Genomic DNA, 21941 nt, shown 5'->3' on the forward strand with positions numbered 1-21941 from the left:
CTGCGCGTAAGATGGACGGGTGGCAAATCAGGATTCCTTCGTCCATCTGCACACTCACACCGAATACTCCATGCTGGACGGTGCGGCCAAGCTGGGGGAGCTCTTCGCCGAGACCAATCGGCTGGAGATGCCCGCCCTGGCCATCACGGACCACGGCTACCTTTTCGGTGCCCATGACTTCTGGAAGAAGGCCAAGGACGCCGGGGTGAAGCCCATCATCGGCGTCGAGGCGTATGTGGCCCCGGGGACCCACCGCACCGATAAGAGCAGGGTGCGCTGGGGCGATGAAAGCCAGCGCAGCGACGACGTCTCAGGTGGTGGCGCGTACACCCACATGACGCTCCTGAGCTACAACAACACCGGCATGAGGAACCTGTTCCGGGCCTCGTCGATCGCGTCGCTGGACTCCGTGTTCGGCAAGTGGCCGCGCTTGGACCGGGAACTGCTGAACACGTATGCCGAGGGTCTGATCGCCACCACGGGCTGCCCGTCGGGCGAAGTCCAGACCCGCCTGCGGCTGGGCCAGTACCGCGAGGCGCTTGAGGCCGCGGCGGAGTTCCGTGACATCTTCGGCAAGGAGAATTACTACTGCGAGCTGATGGACCACGGGCTGTCCATCGAGACCAGGATCCGTGAGGACCTGCTGCGGCTGGCGAAGGACCTGGACCTTCCGCTCGTGGCCACGAACGACCTGCACTACACCCACCAGCACGATGCCAAGGCGCATGAGGCCCTGCTGGCCATCCAGTCCGGATCCACGCTGCTGGAGCCGAGCTACGACGAGGGCGGCTCCCGCTTCGCCTTCTCCGGCACGGGCTACTACCTGAAGTCTCCACGGGAGATGCGGGAGCTGTTCCGCGATCTCCCTGATGCCTGTGACAACACCCTCGCGATCGCCGAGCGCTGCGAGGTCGGTTTCACCCACAACAACTACATGCCGAAATTCCCCTGCCCGCCCGGGGAGAATGAGGACTCCTGGCTGGTCAAGGAGGTGGAGAAGGGCCTTCAGTACCGCTACCCCCTGGGCATCCCGGACGACGTCCGCAAGCAGGCGGAGTACGAACTCGGCATCATCACGAGCATGGGCTTCCCCGGCTACTTCCTCGTGGTGGCCGACTTCATCAACTGGGCCAAGGACCACGGCATCCGCGTCGGTCCGGGCCGTGGTTCCGGCGCCGGCTCCATGGTGGCCTACGCCCTGCGCATCACCGACCTCGACCCTCTCCGCCACGGCCTGATCTTCGAACGCTTCCTGAACCCGGACCGCGTCTCCATGCCCGACTTCGACGTCGACTTCGATGATCGCCGCCGTCCGGAGGTCATCGACTACGTGACCCGGAAGTACGGCGACGAGCGCGTGTCCATGATCGTCACCTACGGCACGATCAAGACCAAGCAGGCCCTCAAGGACTCCTCCCGTGTTCTGGGCTACCCGTTCAGCATGGGGGAGACCCTGACCAAGGCGCTGCCGCCGGCGGTCATGGCCAAGGACATCCCGCTCAAGGACATCGAGGATCCCAAGGCCAAGCGGTACGGCGAGGCCGGCGACTTCCGGGAACTGCTGAAGACCGATCCGGAGGCGGCCAAGGTCTTCGAGACGGCGCTGGGCCTGGAGGGCCTGAAGCGCCAATGGGGTGTGCACGCCGCCGGTGTGATCATGTCCTCGGACCCGATCATCGACGTCGTGCCGATCATGCGCCGCATCCAGGACGGCCAGGTCATCACCCAGTTCGACTACCCCACCTGTGAGGGCCTCGGCCTGATCAAGATGGACTTCCTGGGTCTGCGAAATCTGACGATCATCTCGGACGCCATCGAGAACATCAAGCTCAACCGGGGCATCGACCTGGACCTGGAGAAGCTGGAACTGGACGACCAGCCCTCCTACGAGCTCCTGGCCCGCGGTGACACGCTCGGCGTCTTCCAGCTCGACGGCGGGCCGATGCGCTCCCTGCTCAAGCTCATGAAGCCTGACAACTTCGAAGACATCTCCGCCGTGCTCGCGTTGTACCGCCCCGGCCCCATGGGCGCCAACGCCCACACCGATTACGCGCTCCGCAAGAACGGCCTGCAGCCGGTGGTCCCGATCCACCCGGAGCTCGAGGAGCCGCTCAAGGACATCCTGGGCGGGACCTTCGGCCTGATCGTGTATCAGGAGCAGGTCATGGCCGTGGCGCAGAAGCTCGCAGGCTACTCTCTCGGCCAGGCCGACATCCTCCGCCGCGCCATGGGCAAGAAGAAGAAGGAGGAGCTGGACAAGCAGTTCGCAGGCTTCCAGCAGGGCATGCTGGACAACGGCTACTCCGCGGAAGCGGTCAAGACCCTCTGGGACATCCTGCTGCCCTTCTCCGACTACGCCTTCAACAAGGCCCACTCGGCCGCGTACGGTGTGGTCTCCTACTGGACCGCCTACCTCAAGGCGCACTACGCGCCGGAGTACATGGCGGCGCTGCTCACGAGCGTCGGGGACGACAAGGACAAGTCCGCCATCTACCTCAACGAATGCCGTCGCATGGGCATCACGGTGCTCCCGCCGGACGTCAATGAGTCCGAGCTGACGTTCACCCCGGTGGGCAACGACATCCGCTTCGGCATGGGCGCCATCAGGAACGTGGGCGCCAACGTCGTCAATGCCATGGTGGAGACCCGCAAGGAGAAGGGCGCCTTCACCACTTTCTCGGACTTCCTCCAGAAGGTCCCGGCCGTGGTCTGCAACAAGCGCACCATCGAATCGCTCATCAAGGCCGGCGCCTTCGACTCGATGCCGGGCAACCGGCGGTCCCTCGTCATGATCCATGAAGAGGCCATCGACTCGGTCATCACCCTGAAGCGCAACGAGGCGAACAACCAGTTCGACCTGTTCAGCGCCCTGGATGACGCCTCGCCCGACTCCGGGCTCACCGTGGAGATCCCGGATCTGCCGGAGTGGGAGAAGAAGGACAAGCTGAGCTTCGAGCGGGACATGCTCGGGCTGTACGTCTCGGACCATCCCCTCCAGGGAATGGAGACCGCGCTGAGCGGCCTCGCGGACACCTCCGTGGCCAGCGTGATGAGCGACGACGGCCCGCCCGACGGCGCGATCGTCACCATCGCGGGCATGATCACCTCGCTGAGCCGCCGGGTGGCGAAGTCCAGCGGCAACGCCTACGCCCGGGCGGAGATCGAGGATCTGAGCGGTTCGCTCGAGACCATGTTCTTCGGCCAGGTCTACGGCCCGATCGCCACCATCCTCGCGGAGGATCTGATCGTGGTGGTCAAGGGCCGTGTGCAGCGGCGCGACGACGGTTCCGTGACGCTCAACTGCATGGAGCTGAGCGTGCCGGACCTGAGCCAGGCGGAGGGCAACGGCCAGCTGATCATCAGTCTGCCGACGCACAAGGCGACCGAGGATCTGGTCTCCCGCCTGGGCGAAGTCCTCCGCAGCCACAGTGGGCGTGCCGAGGTGCGGCTCAAGCTGCAGGGCACGCGGAGCATCGAGCTCATGCGCCTGGGACGGAACTTCACGGTGGACCCGAACCCGTCCCTGTACGCCGATCTGAAAGTGCTGCTGGGTCCGGCCTGCCTGGACGCGTAGGCGCTCCGCCGCAGCCCGCCGTGGGGCCCGTGCGGGCCGGCGGCGGGCGTGTGACGTGGGCGCTTTCGGCGACCGTCTCCAGGATCGATAAACTGGAACGGTGACTGACACCCGTGACGCATCCCTGAACCGAGCCGACTTCTTCCGCACCGTGGATCTCCGCGGTCGCCATCTGAGCCGGACCGAGCTGAAGGCGGCGGTTCCCCGGGTGCACGAGGAATCGAACCTGAAGGCCGAGGAGGCCGTGCGGGGCATCATCGCCGAGGTCCGGGCGGGCGGTCACCGCGCGCTCCGTGATCTCGCCCAGCGTTTCGACGGAGTCGCCCAGGAGAGCGTGCACGTCCCGCGGGAGGCGCTCCGGGAGGCCCTGGACGGGCTCGACTCCGGGGTCCGCGCGGCACTGGAGGAGTCGATCCACCGGGCCCGGCGCTTCGCGGAAGCTCAGCGGCCGGCGGACGTGGAGACGGTCCTGGCGGAGGGCGCCGTCGTGCGCCAGCGCTGGATCCCGGTGAACCGCGTCGGCCTGTACGTCCCGGGAGGCCTGGCACCGCTGGCAAGCTCCGTGATCATGAACGTCGTCCCGGCCCTGGCCGCCGGGGTGGAGTCGGTTGCGCTCGCCTCGCCTCCCCAGAAGGACTTCGGCGGGCTGCCCCACCCCACCATCCTCGCGGCCGCCGAACTGCTCGGCGTGGAGGAGGTCTACGCGATCGGAGGCGCCCAGGCGATCGTGGCCTTCGCCTACGGTGTGCCGGCCGATGGCCAGGAGGAAGCCCTGGAGGCCGTGGACCTGGTGACCGGCCCCGGCAACGTCTACGTGGCCACCGCCAAGAAGCTCGTCAGGGGAGTGGTGGGCATCGATTCCGAAGCCGGGCCCACGGAGATCGCCGTCCTGGCCGATGCGACGGCGCAGCCGGCCCTCGTGGCCGCGGATCTCATCAGCCAGGCGGAGCACGACCCCCGCGCCTCCAGCGTGCTGGTGACCACTTCGGTGGAGCTGGCCCAGGCCGTGCGGGAGGAGCTGGTCCGGCAGGCGGGCGCCGCACGCCACGCTGAACGGATCCTGACCGCGCTGTCCGGTCCCCAGTCCGGTGTGGTCCTGGTGGACGATATGGAACAGGGGATCGCCGTCGCCGATGCCTACGCCGCCGAACACCTGGAGATCATGACGGCGGACGCCCCGGCGGTCGCCGCCCGCATCCGGAATGCCGGGGCGATCTTCGTCGGCGACTACTCGCCGGTGAGCCTGGGCGATTACTGCGCGGGGTCGAACCACGTGCTGCCCACGTCCGGCACGGCGTTGTTCTCGTCCGGTCTGAACGTGACCACGTTCCTGCGTGCGGTCCAGGAGATCGAGTACTCGCGGGAGGGCCTGTCCGAGGTCCGCACACACATCGAGGAGCTCGCCGAGGCCGAGAACCTGCCCTCGCACGGGGAAGCGGTCTCCATCCGCTTCCGCTGAGTGGCTGGAACGCCGGAAACCACAAGATGTGGTAATTACATCCTTGTATTTTTACAAGATGTAGTTCTAAACTGACTTCAGCCATAGAGGAGGCGTAGTGTACTGTCCGTTTTGCCGTAACGCCGACTCCCGGGTGGTGGACAGCCGGGTCACCGAGGACGGCTCGTCCATCCGACGGCGCCGCCAGTGCACCAATTGCTCGCGGCGCTTTACCACGGTGGAGACCACCAGCCTCTCGGTGCTCAAGCGCTCCGGCGTGGCGGAACCGTTCAGCCGCAGCAAGGTCATCAACGGCGCCCGGAAGGCCTGTCAGGGCCGGCCGGTGACCGAGGACGACCTGGCCGTCCTGGCGCAGGAGGTCGAGGAGTCGGTCCGCGCCAGCGGTGCGGCCGAGATCAAGGCCCATGAAGTGGGACTGGCGATCCTGGAGCCGTTGCGGCGCCTGGATGAGGTCGCCTATCTGCGCTTCGCGAGCGTGTACCAGGACTTCGATTCGCTGGACGATTTCGAGAAGGCGATCGCGCGGCTCAGGTCCCAGAAGGACTGAACCCCGAAAAGGAGGGGCCACAGAGCTCCCGGTGCCGGCGGAGGGGAAGCCGTCCGCACCGGGTCCCAACGGAGAGGGCCTGTCAGCCACTGGCTGACCCCACGATGCCCGCCTCGTTCTTGAGCTTGGCCGGGATGATGGGGGTGCGCAGATCAAGCCGCGGAAGGTACTCGTCCGCACGCTTGGAGATCCCGCCGCCCACGATGAACAGCTCGGGGGAGAACAGCATCTCGACGTGGCTGAAGTAACGCTGCAGCTTGACCGAGTACTCCTCCCAGCTCAGGCCGTCGCGCTCACGGGCCACCGCGGAGGCCTTGGACTCGGCGTCGAAACCGTCCAGTTCCAGGTGACCCAGTTCCGCATTCGGGACCAGCTTGCCGTCGAAGATGAACGCCGAGCCGATGCCCGTGCCCAGGGTGATCACCAGGACGGTGCCGTCCACGTCCTCGCCCGCGCCGTAGCGCACCTCGGCCAGGCCGGCGGCGTCGGCGTCGTTGATGACCTCGACGGGGCGTTGCAGGCGCTCCGAGAGCAGCGCGTTGATGTCGACGCCGATCCAGGACTTGTCCACATTGGCCGCGAGGCGGCACACGCCGTGCTGGATGATGCCCGGGAAGGTGACACCCACGGGCGCCTTGACGTCCGGAGCGTCCTCACGGGAGCAGAGCTCGTCCACGATCTGCGCGACCACTTCGGAGACGGCTTCGGGAGTGGCGGGCTGGGGCGTGGGGATGCGGAAGCGCTCACCCACCAGCTTGCCGTTCTTCAGGCTGACGATTCCACCTTTGATCCCGGTGCCGCCGATGTCGACGCCGATCATGGCCGGGTGCTTCTTACCGGTGTTCTCGTTCTTGCTCACGCTGATCCTTCGGTGCTGCGGACGGTTGCAGGGGGCAGGCAGGCGCCTACGGCACTGTGAGAATCTCAGCGCCGGTGTCGGTCACCACCAGGGTGTGCTCAAATTGCGCGGTCCGTTTGCGGTCCCGGGTCAATACGGTCCAGTCGTCCGGCCACATATCCCACTCGATGGTGCCGAGCGTGAGCATGGGTTCAATCGTAAACGTCATGCCCGGCTCGATCACAGTGTTGTAGGCCGGTGCGGCGTCGTAGTGCGGAATTATTAAGCCCGTGTGAAACGCCTCGCCCACCCCGTGGCCGGTGAAGTCGCGGACCACGCCGTAGCCGAAGCGCTTGGCGTAGGACTGGATGGTGCGTCCGATGACGTTGATCTCGCGTCCGGGGGCCACGGCTTTGATGGCGCGGCGCAGGCTCTCCTCGGTCCGTTCGACCAGCAGACGGGATTCTTCATCGACGTCGCCGACCAGGAAGGTGTAATTGGTGTCGCCGTGCACGCCGTGGATGTAGGCCGTGATGTCGATGTTGAGGATGTCCCCGTCCTCGACCACCGTGCAGTCGGGGATGCCGTGGCAGATGACCTCGTTGAGGGAGGAGCAGAGGGACTTCGGGAAGCCGCGGTATCCCAGCGTGGACGGGTACGCCCCGTGGTCCAGCAGGAATTCGTGGCCCACGGCGTCCAGTTCGTCCGTGGTGACGCCTGGCTTGATGTGCTTGCCCACTTCCACGATCGCCTGGGCCGCGATCCGGCTGGCGATCCGCATCTTCTCGATGGTCTCCGGCGTCTTCACGGCGCTGCCGGTGAACTTGGCGGGAGCCGGCCGGTCCACATATTCGGGCCGCTCGATGTTCGGCGGCACAGGACGACGCGGGCTCACGATTCCGGGGGTGAGCTTACCCAGAGGTGCGGTTTCAGCTACTGGTGGCATACGTTTGATAGTAGTCGTCACTCACGAGGAGGAATGGAATCATGCCGCAGTACTGGTACAACATGGTCACCCACCAGGTGGAAGAGGATGCCATGAGTGATTGGAGCCAGCTCCTGGGCCCCTACGAGACGCGTGAAGAGGCCGAGAAGGCCCCGGAGAGCGTGCAGCGGCACAACGAAGCCTGGGAAAAGGGCGACGAGGACTGAGCCGTCCTCGGTCCTGTAAAAGGACCTAGAAGGAGTGTTCCGGGCCGGGGAAGGACCCGTCCCGGACCTCCTCGCCATAGTTCCGCGCCCCCTCGAGAAGGGTCTGCCGGAGCTGGGCGTACTGCTTGACGAAACGTGCCATGCGCCCGCCGCGCAGGCCCATGGCATCCTGCCAGACCAGGACCTGTCCCGTGGTGACGTTGCCGGCGCCGATGCCGACGGTGGGGATCGTGAGGGCGGCGTCCACCTGCGCGGCGGTGTCCGCAGGCACCATCTCCATCAGCACGGCGAAGGCGCCGGCCTCCTGAAGTGCCAGGGCGTCCTCCACGAGCCGAGCGGCGTCGTCGCCCCGGCCCTGCACCCGGTAGCCGCCCAGGGCGTGCTCGCTCTGCGGGGTGAATCCGATGTGGCCCATGACCGGGATCCCGGCCTGGACCATGGCGCGCACGGTGTCCGCGTAGTAGGCGCCGCCCTCCATCTTGACGGCGTGAGCGAGGCCCTCCTTCAGGAAACGGACCCCCGTGGTGACGGCCTGCTCGATCGAGGCCTCATAGGAGCCGAACGGCAGATCCGCGAGCACCAGGGCGCGCTTGGCGGCCCGGGCGACAGCGCGGGTCAGGGGGAGCAGTTCGTCCACGGTGACCGGGAGGCTGGTCTCATTGCCGAAGACGTTGTTCGACGCGGAATCACCGATCAGCAGCACCTCGATCCCGGCTTCGTCGAAGATCTCGGCCGTGTACTGCTCATAGGCGGTCAGCATGGCGAAGTGACGGCCTTCCGCCTTGGCGGCCTGCAGATGGTGCAGGCGCACTCGTCCGGCCGGGGCGGACGACGACGCGGGGCCGCTGCCGTACGGGGCGCTCGTCTCGCCCGGGGTGCTTGAGCTGGCGGATTCACTGTGCGTCATGCAACCGAGCTTAATGCTGAACCGCAGGAGGCGCCGAATTGCGGGACGCCGTGGGAATGACGGCCCACGGAGCGCCCGCCCTGGGTAGAGTTGCATGCAGCACAGTACAGCCCCGGCCGGTGCCGGGATCCAGAGGGAAGCGAGGGCAGCATGGACCGCCAACAGGAATTCGTGCTCCGGACCATTGAGGAGCGCGACGTCCGGTTCGTCCGGCTCTGGTTCACAGACGTGGTGGGCTCTCTGAAGTCGGTGGCGCTGGCTCCCGCTGAGGTGGAGGGCGCGTTCGCCGAGGGCCTCGGCTTCGACGGCTCCTCGATCGAGGGGCTGGCCCGTGTCTACGAGTCCGACATGCTGGCCCAGCCGGACCCTTCCACGTTCCAGATCCTGCCCTGGCGCGGTGAGACCGAGCAGACGAGCCGCATGTTCTGCGACATCCTCACCCCGGACGGCCAGGCCAGCGCGGCGGATCCCCGCAACGTCCTCAAGCGGACGCTCGCGAAGGCCGCGGACATGGGGTTCACCTGTTACACGCACCCGGAGATCGAGTTCTACCTGCTCAAGTCGGACAAGCCGGGTCCGGACGGTCTGCCCGTGCCCGTGGACGAGGGCGGCTATTTCGACCACGTCCCCGGTGGCGTGGCGCAGGACTTCCGCCGCACCGCGGTCACCATGCTGGAGTCGGTGGGCATCTCCGTGGAATTCAGCCACCATGAGGCCGGCCCGGGCCAGAACGAGATCGATCTGCGCTACGCGGACGCCCTGCAGACCGCGGACAACATCATGACGTTCCGCACCATCATCAAGGAGGTGGCGCTCCAGCAGGGCAGCTACGCCACCTTCATGCCGAAGCCGTTCACGCAGCACCCGGGTTCCGGGATGCACACGCACTTCTCGCTCTTCGAAGGCGACACCAATGCCTTCCACGAGGCCGGAGCCGAGTACGAACTGTCCCGCACCGCGCGCCAGTTCATCGCCGGCATCCTGCGCCACGCGCCCGAGTTCACGGCCATCACCAACCAGTTCGTGAACTCCTACAAGCGTCTCTGGGGCGGGGGAGAGGCCCCCAGCTACGTCTCCTGGGGCCACAACAACCGTTCCGCGCTGGTCCGGGTGCCCCTCTACAAGCCGGGCAAGGGCAATTCCGCCCGGGTGGAGTACCGGGGCATCGACTCCGCGGCCAATCCGTACCTTGCCTATGCGGCCCTGCTGGGCGCGGGTCTGAAGGGGATCGAGGAGGGCTACGACCTCACCTCGCCGTCCGAGGAGGACATCGCCTCGCTGTCCACGGCCGAACGCCGGGCCCTGGGCCACGATCCGCTGCCCGCCAGCCTGCATGACGCGATCAACGCCATGGAGAACTCCGAGTTCATGGCGGAGATCCTGGGCGAGCAGGTGTTCCAGCACTTCCTGCGGAACAAGCGCGCCGAGTGGAACGACTACCGTCTGCAGGTGACGCCGTACGAACTCCAGCGCAACCTGGGGATCCTCTAACGCTGTGGCGATGAGTGTCGCCCGTCGTCTCATCGCGGCGGGATTCAGCGATGTGGAACGGGCCGAGCGTTTCCTGGCGGCTCCCGAGCTGGACGGCGTGGACCGTGATCTCCTGTTCAGCGGGCTGGTTCAGTCCGCCAACCCCGATGAGGCGCTCCTGTCCCTGGTCCGGCTCCTGGAGAAGGAGAAGCCCGGGCCGGGGCCCGTGGGGCGGCTGCTGACCGGGGACCCGGAGGACGCCGAGGCGATGTACCGGCTGCTCGGCAGCTCCGTGGCGCTGGCCGATTTCCTGATCCGGAACCCCGAGGAGAAGAGTCTCCTCGGGGTGCGGGTCAGCCCCGAGCCGGTCCGGATCCCGGGTGACGAGCTGCGCACCTCCCTGCTGGCCTCCGTCGGGGCAGACCCCCGGGCGGCCACGCCGGTCGCCACTCTGAGCGGAGAGCAGGCCCAGAGCGCGCTGCGGGTCCGGTACCGCAGGCACCTGACCGACCTGGCCATCCGGGACCTCGGCGCCGCCGACCCCCGGGACTACATGCCTCTGGTGGGGGCGGAGCTGGCCGATCTGGCCGCCGCCGCGCTGGACGCCGCGCTGGCGGTCGCCCGGGCCGAGGCCGCCGAGAAGTTCTCGCCCCTGGAGGTGGAGGCCGTCCGGCTCGCGATCGTGGGCATGGGCAAATGCGGCGCCCGCGAACTCAACTACATCTCCGACGTCGACGTCATCTACGTCCTCGACTCCGACGGACTGGACGAGGTCCGTGGTGTGGAGATCGGGACCTTTCTGGCCGGGGCACTCTCCCGGATCATCTCCCATCCCGGGCGGGAGCCCGGCCTGTGGGAGGTGGATGCCAACCTCCGGCCGGAAGGCAAGGACGGTCCGCTGGTCCGCACGCTCGAATCGCACCGGCAGTACTACGCCCGCTGGGCGCAGAGCTGGGAGTTCCAGGCCCTGCTGAAGGCCCGGGCCATGGCCGGCGACCCGGAGCTGGGCCGGCGTTACGAGGACATGGTGGAGCCCCTGGTCTGGTCCTCCGCAGGACGCGAGGGATTCGTCGAATCGGTGCAGGCCATGCGCCGCCGGGTCACGGATAACATCCCCGCCGCCGAGCTGGCCCGTCAGATCAAGCTCGGTCCCGGAGGGCTGCGGGACGTCGAATTCACGGTCCAGCTGCTCCAGCTGGTCCACGGCAAGGCGGATCCCTCACTCCGCGTCCGCGACACCACCTCTGCCATCGCGGCTCTGTCGCACGGCGGGTACATCGGCCGGTCCGATGCTTCAGAATTCGATCGGGCTTACCGGCAGCTGCGTGTGATCGAGCACCGGATCCAGATGGTGCGGATGCGCCGGACCCACCTCATGCCGGAGAAGCCGGAGGAGCTCCGTGCCCTGGCGCGCGCCGTCGAAGGCTCACTCGGCACCGCACGCCCGACGGCGGACAGCCTCCTGACGTCCTGGCAGAAGACGAAGCGGCGTGTCCGGGAGCTTCATGAGCAGATCTTCTACCGCCCGCTCCTCGGCACGGCCGCGTCGCTGAGCTCGGACGAGGCCCGCCTGAGTCCCGAAGCCGCCTCCGCCCGCCTGGCGGCCCTCGGCTACCGCGACCCCGAGGGCGCCATGCGCCATATCGCCGCGCTGACGAGTGGTGTGAGCCGTCGGGCCGCCCTCCAGCGGCAGCTCCTGCCGGTGCTGCTGGGCTGGCTCGCCGAAGGCCTGGATCCCGACGCCGGCCTGCTCGCGTTCCGCCGGGTCAGCGAGGCCCTCGGCGCCACCCACTGGTACCTAGGACTCCTGCGGGACTCCCAGGCGGCAGCCGAACGGCTGTGCCACGTCCTGTCGGATTCCCGGCTGATCGCGGACCTCCTGGAGGTGTCTCCGGAGTCCGTGGCCTGGCTGGGCAACAACAAGGAACTCGCCCCGGTGCCGTTCGAGGCGCAGTGGCAGGAGATCCGGTCCAAGATGGCCCGGCATCAGGACCCCTCCAGCGCCATGCGGCTCATCCGGCTGATCCGCCGCCGCGAGATCCTGCGCACGGCGATCGCCGACGCGGCGGGGATCCTCGACCAGAACGGTGTGTCCCACGCCCTGGCCGACGCGGACCGGGCCGCCATCCTCGGGGCGCTGCATGTGGCCGAACGTCAGGCGGAGGCGCAGGGCGGTCTCCTGACCCGGGTGCTCGTGGTGGCCATGGGACGGCAGGGCGGCCGTGAGATCGGCTACGGCTCCGACGCGGACGTCATGTACGTGCACCAGGCCCTCCCCGGCGTCGCCGACGAAGACGCCCAGAAACAGGCGCTTCAGATCGTGGGCCAGATCTCCAGTCTGCTCACCCAGCCGCTCAAACCCGCCATCCTGGCCGAACGGGTGCTCTCGCTGGACGCCGATCTGCGCCCCGAGGGCAAGAACGGGCCCATGGTCCGTTCGCTCGACGCCTTCCGGGCCTACTACGAGCGCTGGTCGCTCGTCTGGGAGGCCCAGGCCCTGCTCCGGGCGCGGCCCATCGCCGGGGACGATCTGCTGGGCGAGGCGTTCCTGGAACTGATCAACCCGATCCGCTACCCGGAACACCTCTCACCCCAGGAGGAGCGGGAGATCCGGCGCATCAAGGCCCGGGTGGAGACGGAACGGCTGCCGCGCGGCGCCGACCCCTCGCGGCACGTCAAGCTGGGCCGCGGCGGTCTGAGCGATGTCGAGTGGCTGGTGCAGCTCCGCCAGCTGGAGCACGCACACCGGCATCCGGAATTGAGGACCACCTCCACTCTGGAGGCCCTCACGCAGCTGGCCCGGCTGGGGCTGATGGCCGAGGAGGATGCCGCGCTGCTGGCCGATGCCTGGCGCCTCGCCAGTCGCGTCCGGAGTGCCAATGTCATCTGGTCCGGAAAGGCCTCAGACCTCCTGCCGTCCGCACGGCGGGACCTTGAAGCCGTGTCCCGCTGGTGCGGGCACCCGGCTTCCCACGCCGCCGAATTCGAGGAGCAGTACCTGCGCCTGACGCGACGCGCTCGGGCGGTTTTCGACCGGGAGTTCTACGGACAGCGCTGAACGCTCTGTCCGCGACGAAAGGATCAAGGGATGAATCGTCCACCGTGGGAAACCTCGCGGCAGAAAGAGGGGGGTGGGTCACGACGCGGTCGGGCCCGCCACACCTCCCGGCCCGGGCTGACCGTCCTGGCACGGGCCGGAGTGGCACTGCTGACGGCATGTCTCGCCGTCGTCGGGCTCGCCGTGCCCGCAGCCTCCGCTGCAGCGCCGCACGACGTGAGCGGCAAGAAGTTCGTGATCGGCACGGACACCACGTTCGCACCGTTCGAGTTCCGTGACCCCTCCGGTGAGCTCACCGGCATCGACATGGATCTCATCCGGGACATCGCCAAGCGCGGTGGTTTCGAAGTGGAGATCAAGTCACTCGGCTTCAACGCGGCGCTCCAGGCGCTGTCCTCCAACCAGGTGGACGGTGTGATCGCGGGCATGTCCATCACGGACAAGCGCAAGCAGGTCTACGACTTCTCCGATCCGTACTTCGAATCCGGTGTTCAGATGGCCGTGGCCAAGAGCAACACCGACATCAAGGGTTACGAGGACCTCAAGGGCAAGACGGTCACCGCCAAGACCGGCTCCGAAGGGGAGACGGCGGCCAAGGAACTGTCCGGCAAGTACGGCTTCACGGTGAAGTCCCTGGACCAGTCGGCCACGATGTATGAACTGGTGAAGTCCGGCAACGCGGTGGGCGTGTTCGACGACTACCCCGTGCTGGCGTACGGCATCAGCCAGAACAACGGGCTCAAGACCGTCACGGACAAGATCGCCGGCGGCAGCTACGGCTTCGCCGTCAACAAGGGCAAGAACCCGGAGCTTCTCGCGGCCTTCAACAAGGGCCTGTCCGAGATGAAGGCCGACGGTGAGTACCAGAAGCTGCTGGACAAGTACCTCAAGGCGCCGGAGGCCGCGGCATCGAGCAGCTTCTGGGACCTGCTCGTCCAGAGCTTCCCGGCGCTCATGAGCGGCTTGCGGAACACCGTGCTGGTCACCATCATCTCCTTCGCGGTGGCGATGGTCCTGGGTCTGTTCTTCGGTTTCCTGAAGATCTCCAGGAACGTGGTCGCTCGCGGGGTGGCGACCACGTTCGTCAACGTCTTCCGCGGCACGCCGCTGCTGGTCTGGGCGTTCTTCTTCTACTTCGGCATCCCCCAGCTGACGGGGCAGCCGATCAACATCTGGGTGGCCGGCGTCCTGACGCTGAGCCTCAACTCGGGCGCCTACATCACGGAGATCGTGCGCGGCGCCGTCCAGTCGGTGGATCCGGGACAGCTCGAAGCGGCCCGGAGCCTGGGTATGGGCTACGGCAAGTCGATGCAGAAGGTCGTGGTGCCGCAGGCGTTCAAGCTCATGACACCGTCCCTCATCAATCAGCTGATCATCATGCTGAAGGATTCGTCCTTGCTCCTGGCCATCGGCTTCGCCGAGCTGCTGTACCAGGGTCAGCAGATCTACGCGGGCAACTTCCGCATCACCGAGACTCTGGTGATCGTGGCGGCGCTGTACTTCGTGGTGATCATGCTGCTGACGCAACTGGCCAACTACGCGGACAGGAAGTTCAACAAATGAGCACGGGTGCAGAAACGGTCCGCGACGACCGGGCCGAGAAGGTCACGGTCACGGGCCTGAAGAAGTCCTTCGGCAGCAACGAGGTGCTCAAGGGCATCGACGCGGTCATCCATGAGGGCGAGGTGGTCGCCGTCATCGGCCCTTCGGGCTCGGGCAAGTCCACCTTCCTGCGCTGCCTGAACAAGCTGGAGGACATCTCCGGCGGCACAGTGCAGGTGAACGGCTATGACCTCACCGGCGCGAACGTGGACATCAACCAGGTCCGCCGCCAGATCGGCATGGTGTTCCAGCACTTCAACCTGTTCCCGCACATGACCGTCATCGAGAACATCATGCTGGCGCCGGTGGAGACCGGGAAGCTGGACAAGGCGGCGGCGCGGGCGCGTGGCCTGGAGCTGCTGGACCGCGTGGGTCTGGCAGCCAAGGCCGACGCCCGCCCGGTGTCCCTCTCCGGCGGCCAGAAGCAGCGTGTGGCGATCGCCCGCGCGCTGGCGATGAGCCCGGACATCATGCTCTTCGACGAGGCCACTTCGGCCCTCGACCCCGAAATGGTCGGGGAGGTCCTTCAGGTCATCAAGGACCTGGCCGCCGAAGGTATGACGATGGTCATGGTGACCCACGAGATGGGCTTCGCCCGTGAGGTGGCCGACCGGGTCATCTTCATGGCGGACGGGTTCATCTGCGAACAGGGCACGCCCGACGAGCTGTTCGGCAACCCTCAGCAGCAGCGGACCAAGGACTTCCTTTCCAAGGTCCTCTGAGCCGTGGGCGTCCGCGCGCGAGGCGTGCGGACCTGATCGACGACGACGGCGGCCGCCTCCCAGCACAGGGAGGCGGCCGCCGTCGTCGTCCAGGCTGTTGGCGAGGGTCTGTCAGAGGATCTCTTCGCGGTCCTGAAGTTCGATGACGCGTTCCTCCCGGAGCGCCCTCAGGGCGGAGGAGACGTGCAGTGCGCCGTGCACGCCGAAGTACTCGGGGAGGTCCTGCTCGGCGACGAAGCGCCAGCTGAGCAGTTCCTCCTCCTGCAGTGAGATGTCGGTGCCCTCGGGCAGGACGCCGCCGTCGTAGAGGAAGTTGAGGCCGTCACCCACCGGATCCGGGAAGGCCGAGTGGCCGATGATGAGGAGCGCGCCGGGCACGATGTCCAGGCCGAGCTCCTCCCGGCCCTCCCGGCGGGCGGCGGCTCGAGGCGCCTCCCCGGCGTCCACGGTGCCTCCGGGCAGGAGCCAGCCTTCCTTATAGTTCGGTTCGACGGCGAGGACCCTGCCCTCGCCGTCCCGGATCACCAGACCCGCGGCGACGCGTCGGCGGGGGAGTGTGCGGAAGTATTCGATGCTTTCCGGGCTGAGTTCGGACATGCCCCGAGCCTAGCAAGTGCGGGCCAGGAGGGAGAGGCCGGAGACCTCCCGCGACGGACCGCGGGCGCATAGTCTGTCTCCATGACTTCGGAACGGTGGCGGCAGGCCACGGAATGGCCGCTCATGGTCGCGGCGCTCGTCTTCCTGGCGGCGTACTCGGTGCAGGTCATCGGGGACGTCTCGGAACGTCAGGCGCAGATGCTGGAACTCATTCAGTGGATCACCTGGGGTGCCTTCACCGTGGACTACGTGGCGCGGCTGATCCTGGCTCCGCAGCGCTGGCGCTGGTTCGCGGGACATCTGCCGGATCTGGCGATGGTGGTGCTGCCGGTGCTGCGACCGTTGCGGCTTCTGCGGCTGGTGACGCTCCTGAAGGTCCTGTATGGAACGGCCGGCAAGGCGCTGCGCGGCAGGATCGTGACGTTCGTGGTGGTCTCCGCCGTCTTCCTGACCTACTGCGCCTCCCTCGCGGTGCTCGACGCCGAGCAGCACGCCGAGGGCGCGAACATCCTGTCATTCGGTGATGCCATCTGGTGGTCCCTCACCACGATCAGCACGGTCGGGTACGGGGACCACTACCCGGTGACCCTGATCGGCCGCGCGGTGGCCGCTGCCCTCATGGTCTCCGGGATCGCGGTTCTGGGCGTCGTCACCGCGTCGATCGGCTCGTGGCTGGTGGAACGGGTCTCGGCGACCGCCACCGTGGCCGTGGAACAGGCCGACGCCGATCTCCGGGGCCAGCTGGACCGCTTGCACGCCGAGGTGGCGCGGCTCGGCCGGATGCTGGAGCAGTCGCAGGACGCCCAGGCCGACCGGCCCGTGGGGGAGGAGAGTCCCGGACGACGTTCACCCGAGCTGTCGGGGATGGGGGCTGACGAATGAGCGAGGACGCCGGGTCGTTCGCGGGGATGCGCCGAGTACCCGATCAGGAGCGGGAGCTCGCCTGGCTGCTGGAGCAGCCGGGCATGGACGTCGTCACCGGACTTGACCCCGTCGGATGGGAGGACTCGACCTGGGTGCTCCATGCGATGTACGAGAACCAGCAGCGCAACGGCACCGGCACTTACGACGACGTGAGGCTGCTCAGGGTCGCCACGGGCGAAAGCGAGATGGTGGGCGCCATCGACCTGGACGCCGTGACCACCGACACCGGCATCCCGCTCGGCTACGTGGGGCACCCCGGGCCCGGGTGGTCACGATTGACCTGGGCGGACCTTCTGGCGCGTGAAGGGCGCGGCCTGAGCGATCCTTTCGGGGTTCCTCCGTGCTTCCGGTGGTTCACTGCGTTTTCTTTTCCGCTGGCCATTCAGCCGCCGCCGGAAGGTTCGATGGATTTCGAGACGTTCACCGACCTCATCGACGTCATCGCATCCCATGAACCTGCGGGCGCCGACACGGAGTGCTTCGCGTTCATGGGTTGTCTGGCCGTTCACATGGACCCGGACGATCCGTATCACCTGTGGAGGGGCGCACTCGGCGATCTCCCGACCCTTCTGGATCGCGAGGACCAGGATTACTACAACACCCCCACGAACTGGTGGCCTGTGGACCGTTCGTGGTTCGTGATGACTGATGCCGACCTCCAGGGCACGAAGATCAGCGGCTCCCACGGTCTGGTGGACACGATCCGCCGGGATCTCCACCTGGAAACCACGGATTGGACCCGTAGGACTTGACCATCGTCGTGTGGGCCGGAACACGGAGAAGGCAGGGCCTCGGAAACTGAATTCCGGGCCCTGCCTTCTCCGTGCGTGGCGATCGCGGCCTGTGTGCGGGCTATGCGCTGGTCAGCCGCGCCGTTCTGCTAGACGCCGTAGTAGAGCTCGAACTCGTAGGGGTTCGGGCGCAGCGACAGCGGGAGGATCTCGTTCTCGCGCTTGTAGGCGATCCAGGTGTCGATCAGGTCCTGGGTGAACACGCCACCGGCCTGCAGGAACTCGTTGTCGGCCTCAAGGGCTTCCAGAGCTTCCTCGAGGGAGCCCGGAGCCTTGGGGATGTCCTTGGCCTCCTCGGCGGGCAGCTCGTAGAGGTCCTTGTCGATCGGCGCCGGCGGCTCGATGCGGTTGCGGATGCCGTCGATGCCGGCCATCAGCTGGGCGGCGAACGCCAGGTACGGGTTGGAGGACGGGTCCGGAGCGCGGAACTCGATGCGCTTGGCCTTCGGGTTGGAACCCGTGACCGGGATACGGATGCCGGCGGAGCGGTTGCCCTGCGAGTACACCATGTTGACCGGTGCCTCGTAGCCCTTGACCAGGCGGCGGTAGGAGTTCACCGTCGGGTTGGTGAAGGCCAGCACGGCGGAGGCGTGCTTCAGCAGGCCGCCGATGTACCAGCGGGCCGTGTCGGACAGGCCGGCGTAGCCCTTCTCGTCGTAGAACAGCGGGGAACCGTCGGCCCACAGCGACTGGTGGCAGTGCATGCCCGAGCCGTTGTCACCGAAGACCGGCTTCGGCATGAAGGTGACGGACTTGCCCCAGGCGTCGGCGGTGTTCTTGATGACGTACTTGAACTTCTGCAGGTCATCGGCCGCCGCGGTCAGCGTGGTGAACTTGTAGTTGATCTCGGCCTGGCCGGCGGAACCGACCTCGTGGTGCGAACGCTCGACCTCGAGGCCCGCCTTGTCCAGCTCCACGCACATAGCGTCACGGAGGTCGGCCTGCTTGTCGGTCGGAGCGACGGGGAAGTAGCCACCCTTGACCGGGGTCTTGTAGCCGAGGTTGCCGCCCTCTTCCTCACGACCGGAGTTCCAGTGGGCTTCCTCGGAATCGATCTTGTAGAAGCTGCCCTGCGGGGAGGACTGGTACTGGACGTTGTCGAAGACGAAGAATTCGGCCTCGGGGGCGAAGAACGCGGTGTCCGCGATGCCGGTGGAAGCGAGGTAGGCCTCGGCCTTCTCGGCGACGCCACGGGGGTCACGGTGGTACGGCTCGCCGGTGCGCGGGTTCACGATGGAGAAGTTCAGCGCAAGGGTCTTCTCGATGCGGAAGGTGTCGATGAACGCGGAGGTCACATCGGGGATGAGCTGCATATCGGATTCGGCGATGCCCTGGAAGCCCCGGATGGAGGAGCCGTCGAAGAGCTGGCCGTTGACGAAGAAGTCCGCGTCGACCGTCTTGGCGGGAACGTTGAAGTGCTGCTGCACGCCCGGAAGATCGGTGAAACGGATGTCGACGAACTTGACGTCCTCATCCTTGATGAACTTGAGGACTTCGTCCGCACTGGTGAACATGCATGCTCCTAACAGAATTGGGCCGGTGGCCTGAAGGCGACGGCACCGGGTTCCGGCCAGGCCTCACCCAGCGGATCGCCCTGCCATCTACTGGTGAACAGCCTAGGCGGCGGGCATTACCCGGGAATGTCTGCATTGTTTCCGGGAGGTTACAACGGAGATGTGACGGGTGGTCGCTGGGGCCTGGTGGCTCCCGGTCGTACCTTCCTCACTCTACCGACAGCGCCGCCGCTCGGAGGCAGGCTCTCCGGGATGTGGACAGACCGGCGGAAAAGGCGCCCGCCACGGTCGGAGTGCCCCAGCGGATACCCTTGAGTGGTGGTGACTCGACGAGATCTAGGTTCCTGGCTGGAAGGCCCCGACACGACGCATATCAGCAAGTACCCGGGGGAGCGGCTCGGACTGCCGGAATCCGGACCCGGCTCGCTGGCCCGTGCGGGGCGCCGGATCCTGGCGATCTGCATCGACTGGGCCCTGTGCCTGCTGATCAGCAACTTCTTCTTCGACGGCAACTCCTGGGCCACTCTGGCCGTGTTCTTCGCGGAGCAGGCTGTCCTGGTCGGCACCCTGGGCTACAGCATCGGCCACCGGGTCTCCAACATCCACGTCGTCCGCCTGGATGGATCCCCGGCAGGCATTCCCGCCGCGCTGGTCCGTGCCGCGCTGCTCTGCCTCGTCATCCCCGCCATCATCTTCGACCCCGATCAGCGCGGTCTGCATGATAAGGCGATGAAGACCGTTCTGGTCCGCCGCTGAATCGTCCGTGCGGCCGCGCCGGCCTGTCCCGATGCCCCTGGAGGAGAGAACCCGATGATCGACCCCATCCCCGATGTCTCGCCCACCTCCCTCGCGGATCTGGTGGCCGAGGACCGGATCATGGACCCCGCCATCCGTCCGCTCTGGGACGGCATGCCCCGCGTCTCCGGTCCCGCGCATGTGGTGCAGTGCGCGCCCGGTGACAATCTGATGATGCACACCGCGATCTACCGCGCGGCTCCCGGCTCCGTGATCGTCGTCGACTCCGGCGGCACCCGCCTCGCGGTGGCCGGCGGCAACGTCTGCGCCGTCGCCCAGCGGCGCGGGATCGCGGCGTTCGTCGTCGACGGATACATCCGCGACCTGGAAGAGGTCCGGGAGATGGGATTCCCCGTGTTCGCCCGGGGAGTCTTCCCGAAGCCGGGCGGCAAGAACGTCGTGCTGCCGCAGGGTGAGACCGTGGTCGGTGGCGTGACCGTCAGCACCGGCGACATCGTGGTGGCGGATGAGGAAGGGATCGTGGTGCTGGAAGCCGCCCGGGCCTCCGGTCTTCTGCAGTCGGCGGCGGAACGCGAGTCCGCGGAAACCGGTCAGCCGCTGGACGACTGGGAGCTCTCCCACCGGCGCAAGATCGAAACGGCACTGACCGCAGGCGGCGACACCGAAGGCTTGCTTGCCTGATTCACGCGCACGCGGGATCAGCGCTTAAACGGAACCGGCCGCCGTCGTCTCCATGTTCTGGAGAACGACGGCGGCCGGTCGGCGTTCGGGGCTCAGCGGCCGCGCATCGCGCGGCGGTCCGGGCGGGCCTTGTACGGGTCGATGCCCTTCGGGATGGGGAGCTTGGTGCCCAGGGACGCGATGCGCTTGGACACGGCACCCACCTCCACCTTGGTCAGGGTGGGCTTGAGCTTGCGGAGGGCGCCGCCGATCTTGGCGATCGGGACCTGGCCCTCCTCTTTGCCGGCGTGGATCACGTGGATCGGAACGTTCGGCAGGATGCGGGACAGCCGCTTCCGCTCACCGTCAGCCAGGGTGCGGACGCGGCTCTGCGGGCCTTCGGTGACCAGCACGACGCCGGCGCGGCCCACGGCGCGGAACACGAAGTCCTGCGTGCGCGGGTTCGCGGCGACCGGCTGCTGCTCCACGATCCAGCCGCGGCGCAGGGTGCCGAGAGCGGCTCCCACGGCACCCGGCTGTCCTTCGATCTGCGCGAACGCCGCGCGCTCGGCGCGGCGGGACAGGATGAAGGTCGCGGCCAGCAGACCGAGCATGATGCCCAGGATCAGGCCGGTGATCCAGTTGTTGAAGAGGGCGCCGATTCCGACGCCGACGCCGACCACCACGAGGAAGGCGAGCAGCATGAGCCAGACCACCAGGGGGTCGTGGCGGCGGGTCATGGTGAAGACCTCGCCGATCTGCTTCAGTCGGCTGGGGCCTTTCTTCTTGGCCCGGGGCTTGCGATTGAAGAGGCCGCGCTTGGTGGAGCCGTCGTCGTTCGTGACGGTGGAATCGGTGGATTTAGCCATAGTGTCTCCATTCTAGCCAGCAGAGAGGGCGTACTGAAACGCCGGACGGCGGCACACGGAGAATGCCGTGTGCCGCCGTCCGGCGTCGGAAGCGGATGAACCTCAGCTGTGGGTGGTGATGAGGGTGCGGGCTTCTTGGCGGGTGGTGCCGGAGTCTTGGATGCTGTCGGCGATGTGGGCGAGGTTTTCGGGGATGTCGCGGCCTTTTTTGCGCATGGCGGTGGCCCAGAGGCGTCCGGCGCGGTAGGAGGAGCGGACCAGGGGTCCGGACATGACGCCGAGGAAGCCGATGGCTTCGGCTTCGTCGGCGAGGTCGACGAATTCCTGGGGTTTGACCCAGCGGTCCACGGGGAGGTGGCGTTCGGAGGGTCGGAGGTATTGGGTGATGGTGATCAGGTCGCAGCCGGCGTCGTGGAGGTCTTGGAGGGCTTCGCTGATCTCTTGGCGGGTTTCGCCCATGCCCAGGATGAGGTTGGATTTGGTGACCATGCCGTGGGTGCG

At 67.1% G+C, this 21941-nt stretch carries 18 protein-coding genes and 1 pseudogene; 12 read left to right on the top strand and 7 right to left on the bottom strand.

All coding sequences use genetic code 11. The annotated features are described in order from the left end of the window. Window positions 1–70: 70 nt before the first annotated feature. From dnaE to nrdR, 3 genes are all read left to right on the top strand, one after another. On the top strand, window positions 71–3574 hold the full coding sequence (dnaE, locus tag AB4Y75_RS16225) for a DNA polymerase III subunit alpha (RefSeq protein ID WP_441436933.1): 3504 nt from the start codon (window positions 71–73) through the stop codon (window positions 3572–3574). A gap of 100 nt (window positions 3575–3674) precedes the next feature. Continuing rightward, window positions 3675–5033 (top strand): histidinol dehydrogenase, encoded by a 1359-nt coding sequence (gene hisD, locus AB4Y75_RS16230; RefSeq protein ID WP_441436913.1) that lies wholly within the window; start codon window positions 3675–3677, stop codon window positions 5031–5033. A gap of 97 nt (window positions 5034–5130) precedes the next feature. Next, window positions 5131–5580: a transcriptional regulator NrdR gene (gene nrdR, locus AB4Y75_RS16235; protein ID WP_441436914.1), complete on the top strand. Its 450-nt coding sequence runs from the start codon at window positions 5131–5133 to the stop codon at window positions 5578–5580. Between the two features lie 82 nt (window positions 5581–5662). Here the strand turns inward: nrdR and ppgK are convergent, their stop codons facing one another. Together ppgK and map are read right to left on the bottom strand one after the other, a co-directional pair. Next, window positions 5663–6400, bottom strand: coding sequence for a polyphosphate--glucose phosphotransferase (gene ppgK, locus AB4Y75_RS16240; RefSeq protein WP_441436934.1), 738 nt, complete (start codon window positions 6398–6400; stop codon window positions 5663–5665). An 85-nt stretch (window positions 6401–6485) separates the two neighbouring features. Further along, a complete protein-coding gene (map, locus tag AB4Y75_RS16245) occupies window positions 6486–7364 on the bottom strand; it encodes a type I methionyl aminopeptidase (RefSeq protein ID WP_441436915.1) in 879 nt (292 codons plus the stop codon). 41 nt (window positions 7365–7405) lie between these two features. On the opposite strand from map, the gene AB4Y75_RS16250 reads away from it, so the two are divergent. Further along, entirely contained in the window at window positions 7406–7570 is a 165-nt protein-coding gene (locus AB4Y75_RS16250; RefSeq protein WP_441436916.1) for an SPOR domain-containing protein, read from the top strand. A gap of 25 nt (window positions 7571–7595) precedes the next feature. On the opposite strand, the gene panB is transcribed toward AB4Y75_RS16250, so the two are convergent. Beyond that, a complete protein-coding gene (panB, locus tag AB4Y75_RS16255; protein WP_441436917.1) occupies window positions 7596–8477 on the bottom strand; it encodes a 3-methyl-2-oxobutanoate hydroxymethyltransferase in 882 nt (293 codons plus the stop codon). 150 nt (window positions 8478–8627) lie between these two features. Between panB and glnA (AB4Y75_RS16260) the strand changes: the two genes are divergently transcribed. From glnA (AB4Y75_RS16260) to AB4Y75_RS16275, 4 genes are read left to right on the top strand one after another with little or no spacing between them, the layout of a single operon-like run. After that, the gene (glnA, locus tag AB4Y75_RS16260; RefSeq protein WP_441436918.1) at window positions 8628–9968 is read left to right on the top strand and encodes a type I glutamate--ammonia ligase; all 1341 of its coding nucleotides are present in this window, start codon (window positions 8628–8630) and stop codon (window positions 9966–9968) included. Between the two features lie 10 nt (window positions 9969–9978). Next, entirely contained in the window at window positions 9979–13005 is a 3027-nt protein-coding gene (locus AB4Y75_RS16265; RefSeq protein ID WP_441436919.1) for a bifunctional [glutamine synthetase] adenylyltransferase/[glutamine synthetase]-adenylyl-L-tyrosine phosphorylase, read from the top strand. A 30-nt stretch (window positions 13006–13035) separates the two neighbouring features. After that, on the top strand, window positions 13036–14568 hold the full coding sequence (locus tag AB4Y75_RS16270) for an amino acid ABC transporter substrate-binding protein/permease (RefSeq protein ID WP_441436920.1): 1533 nt from the start codon (window positions 13036–13038) through the stop codon (window positions 14566–14568). Next, a complete protein-coding gene (locus tag AB4Y75_RS16275) occupies window positions 14565–15329 on the top strand; it encodes an amino acid ABC transporter ATP-binding protein (protein WP_441436921.1) in 765 nt (254 codons plus the stop codon). Before AB4Y75_RS16270 ends, AB4Y75_RS16275 begins: the two co-directional genes overlap by 4 nt. A 111-nt stretch (window positions 15330–15440) precedes the next feature. On the opposite strand, the gene AB4Y75_RS16280 is transcribed toward AB4Y75_RS16275, so the two are convergent. Beyond that, window positions 15441–15926 carry an NUDIX domain-containing protein gene (locus AB4Y75_RS16280; RefSeq protein ID WP_441436922.1) on the bottom strand — a complete coding sequence of 162 codons (486 nt, stop codon included), beginning with the start codon at window positions 15924–15926 and terminating at the stop codon, window positions 15441–15443. 81 nt (window positions 15927–16007) lie between these two features. On the opposite strand from AB4Y75_RS16280, the gene AB4Y75_RS16285 reads away from it, so the two are divergent. Both AB4Y75_RS16285 and AB4Y75_RS16290 read left to right on the top strand, forming a co-directional pair. After that, entirely contained in the window at window positions 16008–16808 is an 801-nt protein-coding gene (locus AB4Y75_RS16285) for a potassium channel family protein (protein ID WP_441436923.1), read from the top strand. Then, complete coding sequence (locus AB4Y75_RS16290; protein WP_441436924.1) at window positions 16805–17602, top strand: hypothetical protein; 798 nt, start codon at window positions 16805–16807, stop codon at window positions 17600–17602. Before AB4Y75_RS16285 ends, AB4Y75_RS16290 begins: the two co-directional genes overlap by 4 nt. Window positions 17603–17730: 128 nt before the next feature. Here AB4Y75_RS16290 and glnA (AB4Y75_RS16295) read toward each other — a convergent pair whose 3' ends face one another. Beyond that, entirely contained in the window at window positions 17731–19155 is a 1425-nt protein-coding gene (gene glnA / locus AB4Y75_RS16295) for a type I glutamate--ammonia ligase (protein ID WP_441436925.1), read from the bottom strand. Between the two features lie 318 nt (window positions 19156–19473). Here glnA (AB4Y75_RS16295) and AB4Y75_RS16300 point away from each other — a divergent pair, with 318 nt between their 5' ends. Further along, window positions 19474–19911 (top strand): RDD family protein, encoded by a 438-nt coding sequence (locus AB4Y75_RS16300; RefSeq protein ID WP_441436926.1) that lies wholly within the window; start codon window positions 19474–19476, stop codon window positions 19909–19911. Window positions 19912–19965: 54 nt separating this feature from the next. After that, window positions 19966–20592 (top strand): RraA family protein, encoded by a 627-nt coding sequence (locus tag AB4Y75_RS16305; protein ID WP_441436927.1) that lies wholly within the window; start codon window positions 19966–19968, stop codon window positions 20590–20592. 92 nt (window positions 20593–20684) lie between these two features. On the opposite strand, the gene AB4Y75_RS16310 is transcribed toward AB4Y75_RS16305, so the two are convergent. Together AB4Y75_RS16310 and AB4Y75_RS16315 are read right to left on the bottom strand one after the other, a co-directional pair. Next, window positions 20685–21440, bottom strand: a complete 756-nt coding sequence (locus AB4Y75_RS16310) for a DUF4191 domain-containing protein (RefSeq protein ID WP_441436928.1) — start codon at window positions 21438–21440, stop codon at window positions 20685–20687. 102 nt (window positions 21441–21542) lie between these two features. After that, window positions 21543–21941: pseudogene (locus AB4Y75_RS16315) on the bottom strand (lipoyl synthase); the annotation flags it as partial.

It is taken from the genome of Arthrobacter sp. RAF14 (genome assembly GCF_052114185.1).
GTDB lineage: Bacteria > Actinomycetota > Actinomycetes > Actinomycetales > Micrococcaceae > Arthrobacter_E.